Here is a 16,915-nt window from a genome sequence, read left to right on the forward strand (position 1 = left end):
AGATCGGCAATCTGCGCAAAACAGGAGCGCCAATGACACGAACTTGTTCTCTTCTCGGGGCGGCCATCGACACCGGCGCCTCCCGGCCCGGCTGTCTCATGGGACCGGCGAGCCTGCGCACCGCCGGGCTGGCAGAGGCGATCCGCGCGCTTGGCTGGGCCATCACCGATCTGGGCGACGTGACCATCGCGCCGCAGGATCCGCTGCCCCATGCCAATGCCGCCATCCACCATCTGGCCGAGATGCGGGCATGGATCGAGGAAATCGCGCCCAAGGCCCATGCGGCGGCAGCGGCGCATGACCTGCCAGTGTTCATGGGCGGCGATCATTCCATTTCGGCGGGCACCGTGGCCGGGATGGCGCGGCATGCCGCCGATCTAGGCCGCCCGCTTTACGTGCTGTGGCTGGACGCGCATCCCGACCTGCATTCGCCCGACACCACGCAAAGCGGCAACCTGCATGGCACGCCCGTGGCCTATGTCACCGGGCAGCCCGGCTTTGACGCCTATCCGCCGCTTCAGGTCGCGGTGGATCCGGCCAATATCTGCATGATGGGCATCCGGTCGGTGGACAGCGCGGAACGCGATCTGATCCTGAAGCTGGGGATCGATGTGCATGACATGCGCGCCATCGACGAAACCGGCGTGCTGGTGCCGCTGCGCCGGTTTCTGGACCGGGTGCGCGCCACCGGGGGGCTGCTGCATGTCAGCTTTGACGTGGATTTCCTTGATCCCGGCATCGCCCCCGCCGTGGGCACCACCGTGCCGGGCGGCGCCACCTTCCGCGAGGCGCATCTGATCATGGAAACGCTCTGCGACAGCGGGCTGGTCTCCTCGCTCGATCTGGTGGAGCTGAACCCGTTTCTGGACGAACGTGGCCGCACCGCCTCGCTGCTCTGCGATCTGACCGCCTCGCTGATGGGCCGCCGGGTGCTGGACCGCCCGACGCGCAGCTTCGCCTGACCCGGCGGACGGGCGGGATCGCGCCCGCCCGCCCCCTGCCCCTAGCGGCAGGCGCAGGCCTGCACCCTGGCCTTGGCGCCGGTGACCGGCAGCGGGGCCAGATCGCCCGCGCGCAGGGCCGCTGCCGCAGCGACAAGGTTGCGCAGCGCCGCCAGCGTTTCCGGCCATGCGCGGGTTTTCAGCCCGCAATCGGGGTTCACCCACAGCCGTTCCGCCGGGATCACGCTGCTGGCCTTGCGCAGCAGGGTGACCATCTGCGCATGGCTCGGCACGCGGGGCGAATGGATGTCCCACAGACCCGGCCCGATCTCGTTGGGATAGGCGAAGCTGCCGAAATCCTGCAGCAGATCCATGTCCGACCGCGAGGTTTCGATGGAGAGCACATCCGCATCCATGGCGGCGATGGAGGGCATGATGTCGCTGAATTCGGAATAGCACATATGGGTGTGGATCTGCGTCGCGTCCCGCACGCAGGCCGCAGACAGGCGGAAGGCATCGACCGCCCAGTGCAGATAGCCGGTCCAGTCGGCGCGGCGCAGCGGCAGGCCCTCGCGCAGCGCCGGTTCGTCGATCTGGATGGCGCGCAGGCCCGCCGCCTCCAGATCCGCCACCTCGTCGCGGATGGCGAGCGCAATCTGCCTGCAGGTCTCGGACCGGGGCTGGTCATCGCGGACGAAGGACCATTGCAGCAGCGTCACCGGTCCGGTCAGCATGCCCTTTACCGGCCTGTCGGTCAGCGCCTGCGCGAAGCGTGCCCAGTCCACGGTCATCGGCTGCGGGCGGGACACATCGCCATAGATCAGCGGCGGCTTCACGCAGCGCGAGCCATAGCTCTGCACCCAGCCCGCCCGCGTGAAGGCGTAGCCCGACAGTTTCTCGCCGAAATATTCCACCATGTCCGTGCGTTCGAATTCGCCATGCACCAGCATGTCGAGCCCCAGATCCTCCTGCTGCCGGATGCAGGCCTCGGTCTCGCGCTGCAGGAAGCCGGTGTAGTCGGCGTCGCTCAGCAGGCCCTTGCGATGATCGGCGCGGGCGCGGCGCACCTCTGCGGTCTGCGGAAAGGATCCGATCGTGGTGGTCGGAAAGGCGGGCAGCGCCAGCACCGCCTGCTGCGCGCGGGCGCGCTGCGCATAGGGTGCGGGGCGGGCAAGATCGGCGGCGGTCACCGCCGCACTGCGCGCCTTGACCCGCGGATCATGGATGCGCGGCGAGGCCCGGCGCGCCGCCACCGCCGCATCGCTTGCGGCCAGATCCGCTGCCACATCCGCGCCTGCCAGCGCGCGGCTCAGCACCGCCACTTCGGCCAGCTTCTGCGTGGCGAAGGCCAGCCAGCCCCTGAGATCCTCCTCCAGCCCGGTTTCTGCGGCCAGATCCACCGGCACATGCAGCAGCGAGCAGGAGGGGGCGATCTGGATCCGCTCCGTGCCGAAGGCCTGCGCGGCCTGCTGCGCCACGGTCAGCGCCTGCGCCAGATCGGCACGCCAGACGTTGCGGCCATCGACCAGCCCCAGCGACAGCACCTTGCCCGCAAGCTGCCCAGACTCCGCCGCCAGCACCTGCGCGATCTGTCCGGGCGCGCGCACCAGATCCAGATGCAGCCCGGCGGTGGGCAGCGACAGCGCCAGATCCAGATTGTCGTCCAGCGCGCCGAAATAGCTGGCCAGCATCACCTTCGGCCCGGCCTCTGCCAGGTCCGCATAGGCGCTGCGCAGCGCGCGGGCCTGCCCCTGCGACAGGTCGGTGACCAGCACCGGCTCGTCGATCTGCACCCACTCCGCCCCGGCCTGCCGCAGCCGCCGCAGGATGTCGGCATAGATCGGCAGGATCGCGGGCAGCAGCGCCAGCGGATCGACCCCCGCCGTCTTGGCCTTGCCAAGGCTCAGCCATGTCACCGGACCCAGCAGCACCGGGCGCGTCAGGATGCCCTGCGCCTTGGCCTCCAGAAACTCCTCGACCGGCTTCAGCGAGCCCAGCCGGAACGCCTGCCCGTCGGTGAATTCCGGCACGATGTAATGATAATTCGTGTCGAACCATTTGGTCATCTCCATGGCGGGCGCCGTCTTGGTGCCGCGCGCCATGGCGAAATACTGCGCCGGGGTGACGGCGCCCTGCAGCGGGCCGAACCGTTCCGGCACCGCCCCCAGCAGCGCGGTGGCATCCAGCACCTGATCGTAAAAGGAAAAATCGTTGGACGGGATCACGTCCAGCCCCGCCTCCTTCTGCAGCGCCCAGTGCCGGGCGCGCAGCAGCGCCCCCTCTGCGGCCAGATCCTCGGCCGAGATGCGGCCCGCCCAATGCGCCTCCAGCGCGGTTTTCAGCTCACGCCGGGCGCCGATGCGCGGGAATCCAAGGTTTGCGGCAATCGCCATGTTCATTCTCCGGAACAGTGTGGTCCGGGGCAGGTTAGGGGCTTTGATCCATGAGCATAAATGGTATGTTCTCATCGATCCATGACAGAGGCTCATCCATGATCGACCGCCAGCATCTTGCCATCCTGCGCGAAATCGACCGGCTTGGCTCGCTCACCCTCGCGGCAGAGCGGCTGAACCTCACGCAATCCGCCCTGTCGCACACCATGCGCAAGTTCGAGGCCCGCCACGGCGTCCGCATCTGGCAGAAAGAGGGGCGCGGCCTGCGCTTCACGCAGGCGGGGGAGTACCTGCTGGCGCTGGCGCAGCGGGTGCTGCCGCAGATCGACCATGCCGAACAGGTGCTGTCGGAATTTGCGCAGGGCCATCGCGGCGCGCTGCGGGCGGGCATGGAATGCCACCCCTGCCAGCACTGGCTGATGCGGGTGGTGGCGCCCTATCTTGCCGCATGGCCGGATGTGGATCTGGACATCCGCACCGCCTTCCGCTTCGGCGGCATCGGCGCGCTGCTCGGGCATGAAATCGACCTGCTCATCACCCCCGATCCGCTGGATCTGCCCGGCCTGCATTACACCCGGGTCTTTGACTACGAACTGGTGCTGGCGGTGCCGCGCGACCATCCGCTGACCGGCCCCGCCCGCCCGCAGGATCTGACCACAGAGACGCTGCTGACCTATCCGGTGGCGCCCGAACGGCTGGACGTGTTCACGCAGTTTCTGGTGCCCGGCCACTGCCTGCCGAAACGGCACCGCACGGTGGAAACCACCGACATGATGCTGCAGCTGGTCGCGGCCGGACGCGGGGTCAGCGCGGTGCCCGACTGGATCCTGCGCGAAGAAGGCGCAGGCCTGCCGCTGCGCGCCGTGCGTCTTGGCACGGGCATCGCCAAAAGCCTGCATATCGGCGTGCGGCGCGGAGAGGAGAGCACCGATTACATCGCGGGATTTCTGTCTCAGGCCCGCGCGCTTGGCGCGCGCCCGGACCCGGCCTGAGCGCGCGGCGCGGGATCAGCCCTGCGGGATCTCTCCGGCATCGATGGGCACGTGATAGCCGCGCTGCACCGCGTCCCGCTCGCGCAGGCGCTGATACCACACGCGCACATGCGGATATTGCGCCAGATCGACCCCGTGCCACGCATGGCGCGCCACCCAAGGCCAGCAGGCCATGTCGGCGATGGAATAGTCGCCCACCAGATAGGGGCCCTGCGCTAGCTGCGCGTCAAGCACGCCGTAAAGCCGCTGCACCTCGGCCCCGAACCGCTCTTCGGCATAGGCGGATTTGCCGGGGTTGAAATGCAGGAAGTGATGCGCCTGTCCCAGCATCGGCCCGAAGCCGCCCATCTGCCACATCAGCCAGCCCATGACCCGCATCCGGTCCTCGGGCTGCGCGGGCAGGAAGGCGCCGTGCTTTTCCGCCAGATACCACAGGATGGCCCCGGATTCCATCAACGCCAGCCCGTTGTCCTGATCGACGATGGCGGGGATGCGGCCATTGGGGTTTATGCGCAGGAACTCCGGCGCCTTCTGCGCGCCACTGCCGATGTCGATGGCATGGACGCGGTAGTCCAGCCCCAGCTCTTCAAGCAGGATCGACACCTTGCGCCCGTTGGGGGTGGACCATGTGTAAAGATCGATCATGTCGGCTCTGCCTCCTCGCCCGCGCCGGACCGCCCCGGTCCGGTCTCGGGCGCATCTAACGGCAAAGTCTCGACAAAGCCGAGCGTTTTGTGCCGCTCAGTGGCCGGAATGGTCCATGCCAGAGTGGCTGCCGCCCTGCGCGGGATCGACCATGAACTCGACCTCGACCTCGCCCGCGTTGCGGAAGACCAGCGTTGCGGGGATCATGTCGCCCTCATCGGCGGGACCGCTCAGCCCCATGAACATGACATGGATGCCGCCCGGTTCCAGATTGACGGTCTCGCCCGCCGGGATCACCAGTTCCTCCAGCCCGCGCATCCGCGCCACGCCCTCCTCGAAGATCGTGGTGTGCAGGGTGGCATGTTCGGCAAAGGGCGTGCGCACGTCGATCAGCGCCTCGGGCTCCGCCCCGTCATTCGAGATCGCCATATAGCCCGCGGCAGAGCGCGCGGTGGGCAGCGGGTCGGGAATGGACGGGTGGATGATGTGCAGATCCCCGGACACAAGATCATGCGCGGCCAGCGGGCTGGCCAGCAGCAGCAGAAGCGGCAGGCAACGGATCATCACAAACTCCTATCTCAGGGCGGCGGACGCGGCGCCATGGTCATTGGCGGCGAGGGATAGCACCGCAGGCCCTTCGCGCAAGGCGGGAATTGCCGCACCCAAGGCTCAGGCGCTTTCGCGCAGTTCCAGCGCGAACCGGGTGCGGACCAGACCGGGCCCCGTGCCCTCCAGCAGCGCCGCGACGGTGGCAAGGCCGATCTCGTCGGAAAACGGCGCGATCGTGGTCAGCGAGGGGCTGAGCTGCCGCCCGATGTCGTAATCGCCCCAGCCCGCGACGGCGATTTCCCCGGGCACCGACAGGCCGCGCCGGGTGCATTCAAAGATCGCGCCCGCCGCCACCACGTCGCTGGGGCAGAGGATGGCATCCAGCCGCGGCTCCCGCGTCAGGAACTCGTTCAGGATCCGCGCGCCAGAGCCGAACCCGTCAGCGGCATGTACGGTCAGCACCAGCGCATCGGACAGATGCGCCGCGAACATCTCCTGCCGGAAGGCGGGCAGCCGCATGGAATAGCGCAGCCCGCCCCCGCCCGAGATGTCGACAAAGCCGATGCGGCGGCGGCCCTGCGCGATCAGATGGCGGGTCAGCGCGCGGCTGGCCGCGCCCACGTCATACCCCACGCCGCAGCCGATCGCCTCCTCCGCGCCCCAGCTTTCCGCCACCGGGATGCCGGAGCGGTCCAGCAGCCGCCGCAGATCCGGCGCATGCGGCCCTGCCACCAGCGCAAGCCCCGCCACCCGCAGGCCCAGCAGGGTCTGGACGGCGGAAAACTCCTCTTCGGGGGATTCCGCGATCATGGTGATGACCTCGTGCCCGCGCGCGGCGGCGGCGCGGCGCAGCCCCGCCGAATAGTTGAAGAACGACGAGTTGCGCATGGAGGGCAGCACCGCCCCGATCACCCGGCTGGATCCCGCCGCCAGCAGCCCCGCCGACATGTTGGGCACATAGCCCAAGTCTGCCGCGACCCGCAGCACCGCCTTGCGGGTCTTGTCCTGCACCCGGTCGGGGTAGCGAAAGCAGTTGGACACGGTCATGGGCGACACACCCGCGCGCCGGGCGACATCCTGCATCGTCAGGGCTCGGGGGGTGGCACGTGGCGCGTCGGACATCACATCTCTCTTGGCTGCCTAAGAAATGCGGCGGCGCGGCGGGAATGGCAAGTCTTCCGCGGGCATGTCGCATTTTCTCTTTACATGTGATTTGTAGCGCTACAATCGTAGCAGGGAAAGCCAGCGGAGCCCGCATGACCGACACTCCCTCAGCCCTGAGCCTGACCGCGATCCGCAAGACCTTTGCCGGGCTGACAGCGGTGGACGACCTTCACCTTGCCGTGGAGCCCGGCGCGCTGGTGTCGCTGCTGGGGCCGTCGGGCTGCGGCAAGACCACGACGCTGCGCATGGTCGCGGGGTTTGAACGCCCCGACAGCGGCAGCATCTGGATCGGCGGCGAGGACGTGACCCGGCAGGCCCCCAACAACCGCGGGCTTGGCATGGTGTTCCAGAGCTATTCGCTGTTTCCGCATCGCACCGTGGCGGAAAACGTCGCCTTTGGCCTGCGCATGGGCGGCGCCAGCAGGCAGGCGCAGGCCGAAGGTGTCGCGCGGATGCTGGACATGGTGCATCTGCGCGGGCGCGAGGACATGTATCCGGCGCAGCTGTCGGGCGGACAGCAGCAGCGCGTGGCGCTGGCGCGCGCGCTGGTGGTCAACCCCCGGGTGCTGCTGCTGGACGAACCCTTGGGCGCGCTGGACAAGGGCCTGCGCGAGTCGATGCAGTTCGAGATCCGCGAGATGCAGCAGCGGCTGGAAATCACCACCCTGCTTGTCACCCACGATCAGGAAGAGGCCATGTCGATGTCCGACCAGATCGCGGTGATGCAGGGCGGGCGCATCCTGCAGCTTGGCGCCCCGAACGACATCTATGACCGGCCCAAATCCGCCTTTGTCGCCACCTTTCTTGGCACTTCGAACCTGTTTACCGGCACCGTGGCACCGGATGGCCAGCATCTGGACAGCCCGGCGGGGCGGCTGCCCCTGCCCGAAAGCCTGCCCGCTGGCCGCCGCGCCACGCTGTCGGTGCGCCCGGAACGGATCGTGCTGGGCGGGGCGGCGGCGGGCCTGCCGCAGCAGCTGACAGGCCGCATCACCGCCAGTTCGTTCCGCGGATCCCATGCCGCCTATCGCGTCGTGCTGGACGGGTCGGGCGCCGATCTGACCGTCTACCGGCAGGCCGATGCGGGCTTGGGACAGGTGGGGCTGGCCTTGGGCGATCCGCTGAGCTTGGGCTGGCGGATCGAGGACAGCGTGATCGTGACCGCCCCCGAGGGCGAGGAGTAAGACATGACAGACACCGCCCAACTCCCCCCCGGACGGCTGCGCATCGGCATCGATGTGGGCGGCACCTTCACCGATTTCGTGATGGCCGATGCCCAGACCGGCGCCGTGGCGCTGTTCAAGGAACCGTCGACCCCCGACGATCCGTCCCGCGCGCTGATCGACGGGCTGGAGAAATTCCTTGCCCGCGAGGGGATGACCGCGCGCGATGTCGGCGGGCTGATGCATGGCACCACCATCGGGCTCAACGCCATCATCCAGCGGCGCGGCGCGCGCATCGGCCTGATCGTGACGCGCGGCTTCCGCGACATTCTGGAAATCGCGCGCTGCCGCATGCCCTCTTCGTTCGACCTGCACGCGGAAAAGGAGGTGCCCTTGGTGCCCCGCGCCCGGGTGGTGGAGATTGACGCGCGCTTTGACCGCAGCGGCAGGCTGACCCATGCGCCCGATGCTGCCGAGCTTGACCGGGTGGCGGCGGAGCTCGCGGCGCTGGATCTGGACGCGGCGGCGCTGATGCTGCTCAACGGCTATGCCGATCCCGAGGCGGAGGGCCACATTGCTGCCGGCCTGTCCCAGCGGCTTGAGGGGGTGCAGATCAGCTCTGCCGCGATGATCTGGCCCGAAATCCGCGAATACGAACGCACGCTGGTCGCCTGTCTCAACGCCTATATCCAGCCGCTGATGGCCGCCTATTTCACCCGGCTGACCGAGGGGCTGCAGCGCATCGGCGTGACGGCGCCGCTGCTGGTCACGGCCTCGAATGGCGGATCGCTGTCGGTGGGTTCTGCCGTGGCGCGGCCGGTGGAAACCATCCTGTCGGGCCCCGCCTCCGGCGTGATGGCCGCCGTGCGGCAGGCGGCGCAGTCGGGCATGGACAACATCATCACCTTCGACATGGGCGGCACCTCGTCGGACATGGCGGTGGCCACGGGGGGTGTCGCGGGGATCGCCACGCGCACCGATATTGGCGGGCTGCCGCTGGTGCTGCCGGTGGTCGATGTCAACGCCATTGGCGCGGGCGGCGGATCCATCGTCTGGGCCGATGCGCAGGGCGTGCTGAAGGTGGGGCCGCACAGCGCGGGCGCCCATCCCGGCCCGGTCTCTTACGGGCGCGGCGGCACCGATCCGGCGGTGACCGACTGCTACATCGCCTGCGGCTTCATTGACCCTGCGAATTTTGGCGGCGGCACCATGCCGCTCGATGGGGAAGCGGCGGGTGCGGCGCTGGACAGCATCGCGCAGGGCATCGGCATGACCGGCCCCGACCGTGCGCCGCGTCTGGCCGAAGGCGCGCTGGCCGTGGCCTCGGCGGGCATGGCGGGTTCGCTGTTCCGCACCATGGCCGAACGCGGGCTTGATCCGCGCGACTTCGTGTTGCTGCCCTTTGGCGGCGCGGGGCCGACCCATGCCGCCCTGCTGGCCGAGGAAATCGGCATCGCGCGCATTCTGGTGCCGCAGGCCGCCGGGGCCTATTGCGCCATGGGGGCGGCGGGGGCCGATCTGCGCCGCGACTTCGTGCGCTCGCTCCGGCAGGTGCTGACCGAAGACAGCGCCGCAGGCGCCGAGGCACTGTTTGCCGCCCTGACCGCCGAGGGCGAAAGCTGGCTTGATGCCGAACTGCCGGGGCTCGCGGGCCGCCGCGCCGAACGCTCCGCCGACATGCGCTATGCCGGGCAGGCCTATGAGCTGCGCGTGACGCTGGAACCGGGCGCGGAGGCTGCCGATTACGCCGAAGCCTTCCACCGCGAGCATGAGCGCATCTATGGCTTCCGCGACACCGGGGCACCGGTGGAAATCGGCACCATCCGGCTTGCGATGATCGGCGAGGGGCGCCCGCTCGCCGCCTCTGCGGCCACGGGGGACGGCGCACCGCTGCGCAGCCGCAGGCCGGTCTTTCACAAGGGCCAGTGGCATGACGCGGCGGTGTTCGACCGCCAGAAGCTGGGTGAGGGCGCGCATCTGCCCGGCCCCGCCGTGGTCGAACAGCCCGAAACCACCACCGTCATCCTGCCCGGCTGGGCCGCCCGCGTCGATGCCCAAGGCAATCTCATCCTTGAAAGGACCACGGCATGAGCCCGCCTGATCCCGTCCTGCTGGAAATCCTTGGCAACAAGTTCGCCTCCGTCACCGAAGAGATGTGCCTGACCCTGCAGCGCACGGGCCGCACGCTTTACGTCAAGGAGACGGCGGATTTTGCCTGCGCGCTGGCGGGGGCCGAGGGCCGGTTCTTCGCCTATCCGCGCTCCATCGGCGTGTCGGGCTTTGTCGGGCTGGAATGTCTGCCCACGATCGAGGCCGCCGTAGCCGCCTGCGGCGCGCTGGAACCGGGCGACGTGATCCTGACCAACGACCCCTACCGGTCCACCGGGCTTGCCACCCATCTGCCCGACCTGCACATGATCGAGCCCTATTTCCACGAAGGCGAGATCGTCGCCTATGGCTGGTGCTTCGTGCACTGTTCGGATGTGGGCGGGCGCGTCGCCTCGTCGATCTCGCCGGTCAATACCGAGATCTTTCAGGAAGGCCTGCGCATCCCGCCGCTGAAACTGATGCGCCGGGGCGAGATGTCGCCCGAGGTCAGGCTGTTTCTGGATGCCAATTCCCGCACGCCCGAGGCCAATATGGGCGATATCCGCGCCATGCTCGCCTCGCTCGCCACCGGGCGGCGGCGGGTGGCGCAGATGCTGGGCCAGCACGGCCAGACCGATCTGGTCGCGGCACAGGAGGCGCTGATGACCTATGCCGCAGGCAAGGCCGAGGCGGTGCTGCGCCGCATCCCCGAAGGGCGCTACAGCTTTTCCGACTATCTTGACGATGATGCCGCGACCCGCCTGCCCGTCCGCCTGTCGGTGACGGTGGAGATCCGCGACGGGCGCGTGCATCTGGATTTCACCGGCACCGATCCGCAGGTGGCAACGGCGATGAATATCCCCTCCTGCGGGCGGCCCCATGCGTGGCTGACGCTGCGGATGCTGGCGCTGGTGCAGACGCTGGACCGGTCCGCGCCGCTGAACGCGGGCCTGCTGCGTCCGCTCAGCATCACGGCCCCCAAGGGCAGCCTTGTGAACCCCGAGGAACCCGCCGCCACCGGCGTACGTCATGCCGCCGCCATCCGGGTGAACGACATCCTGAACGGCGCCTTCGGCCTTGCGCTGCCCGATGTGCTGCCCGCCGCCGCCTCCGGCACGGTGATCCCCATCGTGATGAGCGAGCCCAGACCCTCGGGCGGGCGCATGGTGCAGGTGATCGAGCCGCTGATCGGCGGCACCGGCGCGCGCCATGGCCATGACGGGGTCGACGGGCGCGACAGCGGCATTTCCAACCTTGCCAACAACCCGGTGGAAACGGTGGAGGCAGAACTGGGCGTCGAGGTGCTGCGCTACGGGCTGCGGCCCGATTCCGGCGGCGCGGGACAATGGCGCGGCGGCTGCGGCATGGTGCTGAGCTTTCGCGTGCTGACCGACGGCACCCATATCCTTGGCCGGGGCATGGAACGGCTGATGTTCCGGCCATGGGGACAGGCGGGCGGCCAGCCCGGCCTGCCCGGATCGCTGGTGGTGAACGAAGGCTGCCCGCGCGAACGCAGGCTGGGCAAGATCGACGTGCTGGAGGTCAACGCGGGCGACATCGTCACCTTCCGCACCCCCGGCGCGGGCGGCTGGGGCGATCCCATGGCGCGCGACCCGCAGGCGGTGCTGGCCGATCTGGCGGCAGGCTTTGTCACCCCCGACCACGCCCGGCGCGCCTATGGCGTGGTGCTCTGCGACGGGGCGCTGGACAATGCCGCCACCGAGGCGCTGCGCCGCAACGCCCCCGCCAGCCATGGCACCGTTTTCGGCCCCGAGCGCGAGGCATGGGACAGCATCTTTGGCAGCGCCCTGATGGACCGGCTGAACGCCGCGCTGCTGGCGCTGCCGCTGGCGCGCCGCCAGAGCCGCCGCCGCGAGATCTATGACACCGTGCTGGCCGATCTGCCCTCGGATTTTCCGCGCAACCCGGCCAGCGACACCCAGTGCGAGACGGCCATCAGGCGCCTTGAAACCTGTCTGAGCAGCTTCTGAACCAGAACCGGAAAACGGCCCAGCCCCAATGGAGAGAGTTATGACCCTGAACAGACGCAGATTCCTTGGCACCGGCGCCGCGGCGACGGGCCTGATCGGCCTCAGCGGCCTGCCCCTGCGCGCGCAGAACCGCGTGCTGAACGTCACCGCCTATGGCGGGGTCTGGGAACAGGCCATCCGCGACTGCTTCGTCGCCCCCTTCGAGGCCAAGACCGGCGCCACCGCCACCGTGTCGCTGGGCGGTCCCGCGCAATGGCTGGCGCAGGTCGAGGCGAACCCGGAAAACCCGCCGCTTGACGTGCTCATCATGACGCCGGATCTGGCCGTGCTGGCCGCCGAAGGCGATCTGATGGACGATTTCACCGTCGAGAAACTGCCCAACCTTGCCAAGATCCCGCAGGAATTCACCGATGCCTGCCTCGGCAAGGGCACCTATTTCGATTACGGCGTGGGCGGCATCACCTATAACACGCAGGTGGTGGCCGAGCCGCCGCGCAGCTTTGCCGCCTTTGTCGACCGGGTGGCGGCGGGGGAATTCATCGCCTCGGTGCCGTCGATCTCTTACGGGCCGACGACGATCTTCTTCCTCTGGGCGCTGAACAACGCGCTGGGGGGTGACGTCAACAATGTTGATCCGTTCTTCGCGGCCATGGAGAAGATGAAGGGCAATCTGGTCTACTGGGCCGGTCCCAACGATTTCTTCAACCATCTCGCCTCGGGCGAGGCGGAACTGGGCATCTATTTCGATGGCCGGACATGGAACCATGTCGATGAAGGCGTCGACTGGATCGACTTCCTGAACCCCGAGGAAGGCGGCGCGATGACCGCCGTGGCGATCCAGAAGCCCAAACATGCCTCTGATCTGGCATGGGATTACCTGAACGAGGTGCTGGACGCCGGCAATCAGGCCAAATTCGCCGACATCCTGAATTACGGCGTGACCAATACCGAAGTGGTCTACAGCGAAAAGCTTGCCGCCCGGGTCACCCCGCTGGCCGAGGCGAACCTGCCCCCCTATGCCGAGATCGCCCGCGTCCGCAACGACTGGGTGGACCGCTGGAACCGCGAAATCGGCATGTGATGCCCCTCTCCCGCCGGTCCGCCGGCGGGAGCCCCTGACGCCCGAGGTCGCCATGTCCAAAGCCGCCCCCCTGTCCGACCGCAGCCGCCGCGCGCTGCTGCTGGCGCCCGCGCTGATCTTTCTGGCGGTGTTTTTCGTAATGCCGCTTCTGGACAATTCCGCCCGGTCCTTCCTGACCGAGGAGGGCGGGCTGACCTTCGCGCGCTACACCGCCTTTCTGACCGACCGCTTCTATCTGGGGGTGATCGCGGAAACGGTGATCCTGTCGGCGGCGGTCACGGTGATTTCCGTGCTCATCGCCTATCCGGTGGCCTATGTGCTGGTGCGCAAGGCCGGGCGGCTGTCGGGCCTCATCATCTTCCTGCTGATCGCGCCGCTGCTGACCTCGATCATCATGCGCACCTTCGGCTGGCAGGTGCTGTTCGCGCGGCGCGGGCTGGTGAACCAGTGGCTGGTCACCGATCTGGGCCTGCTCGACGCGCCGCTGCGGCTGCTCAACACGCCCGGCCTTGCCATCGCGGCGCTGGTGCATGTGCTGGTGCCCTTTGCGGTGCTCTCCATCGCTTCGGTGCTGCAGGGCATCGACCGGCGGCTGGAGGAAGGCGCACTGATGCTTGGCGCCTCGCGGTTCCGCACCTTCTGGGAGGTGACGCTGCCGCTGACCATGGACGGCATCGGCACCGGCGCCATTCTGGTGTTCATGATCGCGAACGGATCCTTCGTCACGCTGGTCCTGCTGGGGGGCGGGTTCCAGACGCTGCCGCTGCTGATCTACCAGCAGTTCAACACCACCCGCGACTTCGCGCTGGCCTCGACCATGAGCACGATCCTTCTGGTCATCGCGCTGGCCTGCCTGTGGCTGCAACTGCGCCTCGTGCGCCGTCAGGGAGTGTGACATGCGGCTGACCGACCTCCTGCTCTGGGCCTTCACCGTGGCCTTTTTCACCTTCATGATCCTGCCCATCGTGGTGGTGGTGGTGATCTCCTTCACCGAGGCGGGGTATGCCGCCTTTCCGATCCCCGGCTGGTCGCTGAAATGGTTCGCGCGGATCTTCGAATACGAGCCTTTCATGGACTCGCTGCGGGTCAGCCTGCTGCTGGCCGTGACCGCCACCGTGGCAAGCTGCCTGCTGGGCATTCCGGCCGCCCTTTATCTGTCGCGGGCGCGGTCCGGCTGGGCCACGGCGATCACCACCTTCCTGCTGTCGCCGCTCTCCATGCCGATGATCGTGATCGGCTTTGCCTCGCTGTTCTTCCTGTCTTGGCTGGGCTTCGGGCTGTCCTTCACCGCGCTTTGCATCGTGCATACGGTGATCTGCCTGCCGTATGTCATCCGCACCGTCACCGCCGTTTACCGCTCGGTGCCGCCCGCCTATGAGGAGGCGGCGCTGATCCTTGGCGCGTCGCGCGTCACCACCTTCCGCGAGGTGACGCTGCCGCTGATCCGGCCCGGCATCGCGGCGGGCTGCCTGTTTTCCTTCCTGACCTCGTTCGACAACCTGCCGGTCAGCTATTTCTTCGGCTCGGCCCAAACCAACACGCTGCCGGTGGTGATGCTGGCCTATATGGAACACCAGTTCGACCCTTCCATCGCGGCGCTGTCGACGCTGCAGCTGGGGATGGCGGTGATCGCGCTGCTGGTCGCCGACCGGCTTTACGGCATCGAAAAGATGACGGTGGCAACATGACCGGGCTTGCCACGCTCGAGGCGCGTCTGGCCGAGGATCTCGCCTGCCTCGCCCTGCCCGCCGCGCCTTGGGTGCCCGCGCGCGAGGGCGTGACCGATGTGCTGGTGGTGGGGGCGGGCATGTGCGGGCTTGCGGCGCTGGCCGAACTGCGCCTCTTGGGGATCGACCGCAGCCTTGCCGTGGACGCCGCCCCCGCCGGGCTTGAAGGCCCGTGGGACACGTTCGCGCGGATGCGCACGCTGCGTTCGCCGAAATCGCTGACCGGCCCCGCGCTTGGCCTGCCCGCGCTGACCTTCCGCGCGTGGTTCACCGCGCAATGGGGCGCCCCCGCATGGGCGGCGCTGGACAAGATCCCCAAAGGTCAGTGGATGAACTACCTGCGCTGGTATCGCCGCGTGCTGGCCCTGCCCGTGCGCAACGACACCCGCCTGACCGACCTGCGCGGCGAGGGTGATCTGCTGCGCGCCACGCTGCACACGCCCGCAGGGCCGGAGGTGCTGCTGGCGCGGCGCGTCGTGCTGGCCACCGGGCGTTCGGGTCTGGGCGGCGGTGCCGTGCCTGCGGTGCTGCAGGGCCTCGACCGCCGCTTCTGGGCGCATAGCGCCGAGGAGATCGACTTTGCCGCGCTGCGCGGGCGCGACGTGGTGGTGCTGGGCGCCGGAGCCTCGGCCATGGACAATGCCGCAACGGCGCTGGAGGCGGGGGCGGCGCGGGTCGATCTGCTGATCCGCCGCGCCACCATCCCGCCGGTCAACAAGCTGACCGGCATCGGCAGCCCCGGGACCGAGCTGGGGCTGGGCCATGTCAGCGACGCGTGGAAGCTGCGCATCCACCATTACGCCGCCACGCAGCAGGTGCCACCCCCCGCCCATTCCGTCCGCCGCGTGGCGGCCCATGCCAATGCCGCCTTCCATCTGGACTGCGCGCTGACCGGGGCTGCGGTGCAGGACGGGCGGCTGCGGCTCGACACCTCGCGCGGCAGCTTTGCCACCGATTTTGTGATCGCCGCGACCGGCTTTCGCAACGACTTCGCCGACCGGCCAGAGCTGGCAACGCTGGCGCCACATGTGCTGTGCTGGGCCGACAGTGCCGATTTCCCGGCGGATCTGCCCAAGGACCGCCCGCTGGGGCAGGCGCCCTATCTGGCGCCGGATTTCACCTTCCGCGAACGCGTGCCCGGCGCCTGCCCGGCGCTGGCGCGGCTGCACTGCTTCAACGATGCGGCGATGCTGAGCCATGGCAAGGTCTCGGGCGACATCCCGGCGGTCAGCGTCGGGGCGAAACGGCTGGGTCGTGCCATCGCGGCGGAGTTTTTCGCCGAGGATGTGGAGACGCAGTTCGCCCGGCTGCAGGCCTATGACACGCCGGAACTGCGCGAGGGCGATTATCACCCCGCCCCGCATCTGCCGCAGGCGCGCCGGGGCGGTTAGGAATCGTCGGTGCCGCCGCGATCCGGCTCGATCTGGCCGGTGCGCGCCAGATGCCGCGCCAGCAGCCAGACCCCCAGCGCCCATGCCGCCCCCAAGGACCACCCCGCCAGCACGTCCGAGGGCCAGTGCACCCCCAGATAGATGCGGCTGACCCCCACCAGCACCGCAAGGATCGCCGCCACCACGAAATAGAAAATCCGCACCCGCTGCCGCGTCGAGGTGCGCGCCAGCATCACCGCCAGCGTCAGATAGGTGACCGCCGCCATCATCGAATGGCCCGATGGGAACGAGGCGGTGGCGGCCTCCACCCCATGCGGCACCAGATCGGGGCGCGGGCGGGAAAAGCCAAGCTTGGCCAGATGCGAGATCGCCTGACCGCCAAGGATGGCGCTGGCCAGCAGCAGCGCGGCGGCGCGCTGGCGCTGCAGGAACAGGAACACCAGCACCGAGATGGAAATCAGCGTCAGCACGCTGACACCCCCCAGCGCGGTCAGATCGCGCATGGCAATTTCCACCTGATCGCTGCCGATCGGGTCCGACAGGTCGCCGGGCGTGCGCAGCGCCAGCAGCACGTATTCGTCAAAGGCGTGCAGATCGCCCTCTGCCATTTCCGAGGCGAGCGAGACAAAGCCCCAGAGCGCGCCGCACACGATCAGGATCGCCGCAAGGGTCACGCCTTCCAGCCTGCGGGTCAGGGTCTTCAGATATGCGAACAATGCCATGGGGTCTTCCGTGCTGTCTGGCCCCCTCTATGGGATCTCCGGGGTGGGGGTGGCAACCCCCCGCCCCG

The 16,915-nt window shown here is 68.6% G+C and carries 14 protein-coding genes; 9 read left to right on the forward strand and 5 right to left on the reverse strand.

What is annotated here, in order from left to right; all coding sequences use genetic code 11:
- Positions 1 to 32: 32 nt before the first annotated feature.
- The gene (gene rocF / locus VK682_RS08340; protein ID WP_324781664.1) at positions 33 to 962 is read left to right on the forward strand and encodes an arginase; all 930 of its coding nucleotides are present in this window, start codon (positions 33 to 35) and stop codon (positions 960 to 962) included.
- A 41-nt stretch (positions 963 to 1,003) separates the two neighbouring features.
- Here rocF and metE read toward each other — a convergent pair whose 3' ends face one another.
- On the reverse strand, positions 1,004 to 3,334 hold the full coding sequence (gene metE, locus VK682_RS08345; protein WP_230795481.1) for a 5-methyltetrahydropteroyltriglutamate--homocysteine S-methyltransferase: 2,331 nt from the start codon (positions 3,332 to 3,334) through the stop codon (positions 1,004 to 1,006).
- A gap of 98 nt (positions 3,335 to 3,432) precedes the next feature.
- Between metE and VK682_RS08350 the strand changes: the two genes are divergently transcribed.
- Positions 3,433 to 4,326, forward strand: a complete 894-nt coding sequence (locus tag VK682_RS08350) for a LysR family transcriptional regulator (protein WP_230795482.1) — start codon at positions 3,433 to 3,435, stop codon at positions 4,324 to 4,326.
- A 15-nt stretch (positions 4,327 to 4,341) separates the two neighbouring features.
- Here VK682_RS08350 and VK682_RS08355 read toward each other — a convergent pair whose 3' ends face one another.
- The 3 genes from VK682_RS08355 to VK682_RS08365 all read right to left on the reverse strand — a co-directional run bounded on the left by VK682_RS08355 (position 4,342) and on the right by VK682_RS08365 (position 6,642).
- Positions 4,342 to 4,971: a glutathione S-transferase family protein gene (locus VK682_RS08355; protein WP_230795483.1), complete on the reverse strand. Its 630-nt coding sequence runs from the start codon at positions 4,969 to 4,971 to the stop codon at positions 4,342 to 4,344.
- A gap of 96 nt (positions 4,972 to 5,067) precedes the next feature.
- Positions 5,068 to 5,535, reverse strand: coding sequence for a copper chaperone PCu(A)C (locus tag VK682_RS08360; protein WP_230795484.1), 468 nt, complete (start codon positions 5,533 to 5,535; stop codon positions 5,068 to 5,070).
- 105 nt (positions 5,536 to 5,640) lie between these two features.
- A complete protein-coding gene (locus tag VK682_RS08365; protein WP_230795485.1) occupies positions 5,641 to 6,642 on the reverse strand; it encodes a LacI family DNA-binding transcriptional regulator in 1,002 nt (333 codons plus the stop codon).
- A gap of 134 nt (positions 6,643 to 6,776) precedes the next feature.
- On the opposite strand from VK682_RS08365, the gene VK682_RS08370 reads away from it, so the two are divergent.
- From VK682_RS08370 to VK682_RS08400, 7 genes are read left to right on the forward strand one after another with little or no spacing between them, the layout of a single operon-like run.
- Positions 6,777 to 7,868 (forward strand): ABC transporter ATP-binding protein, encoded by a 1,092-nt coding sequence (locus VK682_RS08370; RefSeq protein WP_230795486.1) that lies wholly within the window; start codon positions 6,777 to 6,779, stop codon positions 7,866 to 7,868.
- 3 nt (positions 7,869 to 7,871) lie between these two features.
- Positions 7,872 to 9,938 carry a hydantoinase/oxoprolinase family protein gene (locus tag VK682_RS08375; protein WP_230795487.1) on the forward strand — a complete coding sequence of 689 codons (2,067 nt, stop codon included), beginning with the start codon at positions 7,872 to 7,874 and terminating at the stop codon, positions 9,936 to 9,938.
- Complete coding sequence (locus tag VK682_RS08380) at positions 9,935 to 11,926, forward strand: hydantoinase B/oxoprolinase family protein (protein ID WP_324781665.1); 1,992 nt, start codon at positions 9,935 to 9,937, stop codon at positions 11,924 to 11,926. The genes VK682_RS08375 and VK682_RS08380 overlap by 4 nt, the downstream gene beginning before the upstream one ends.
- 40 nt (positions 11,927 to 11,966) lie before the next feature.
- Positions 11,967 to 13,007 (forward strand): ABC transporter substrate-binding protein, encoded by a 1,041-nt coding sequence (locus VK682_RS08385; RefSeq protein WP_324781666.1) that lies wholly within the window; start codon positions 11,967 to 11,969, stop codon positions 13,005 to 13,007.
- Between the two features lie 52 nt (positions 13,008 to 13,059).
- On the forward strand, positions 13,060 to 13,902 hold the full coding sequence (locus tag VK682_RS08390) for an ABC transporter permease (RefSeq protein ID WP_089849167.1): 843 nt from the start codon (positions 13,060 to 13,062) through the stop codon (positions 13,900 to 13,902).
- Between the two features lies 1 nt (position 13,903).
- Positions 13,904 to 14,695 (forward strand): ABC transporter permease, encoded by a 792-nt coding sequence (locus VK682_RS08395; RefSeq protein WP_230795491.1) that lies wholly within the window; start codon positions 13,904 to 13,906, stop codon positions 14,693 to 14,695.
- Positions 14,692 to 16,125 carry an NAD(P)-binding domain-containing protein gene (locus VK682_RS08400; protein WP_230795492.1) on the forward strand — a complete coding sequence of 478 codons (1,434 nt, stop codon included), beginning with the start codon at positions 14,692 to 14,694 and terminating at the stop codon, positions 16,123 to 16,125. Before VK682_RS08395 ends, VK682_RS08400 begins: the two co-directional genes overlap by 4 nt.
- On the opposite strand, the gene VK682_RS08405 is transcribed toward VK682_RS08400, so the two are convergent.
- Positions 16,122 to 16,847: a phosphatase PAP2 family protein gene (locus VK682_RS08405; RefSeq protein ID WP_230795493.1), complete on the reverse strand. Its 726-nt coding sequence runs from the start codon at positions 16,845 to 16,847 to the stop codon at positions 16,122 to 16,124. The two genes, VK682_RS08400 and VK682_RS08405, sit on opposite strands and share 4 nt — an antisense overlap.
- Between the last annotated feature and the right edge of the window lie 68 nt (positions 16,848 to 16,915).

The sequence above is a fragment of the Salipiger marinus genome, assembly GCF_035481585.1.
Lineage (GTDB): Bacteria > Pseudomonadota > Alphaproteobacteria > Rhodobacterales > Rhodobacteraceae > Salipiger > Salipiger marinus.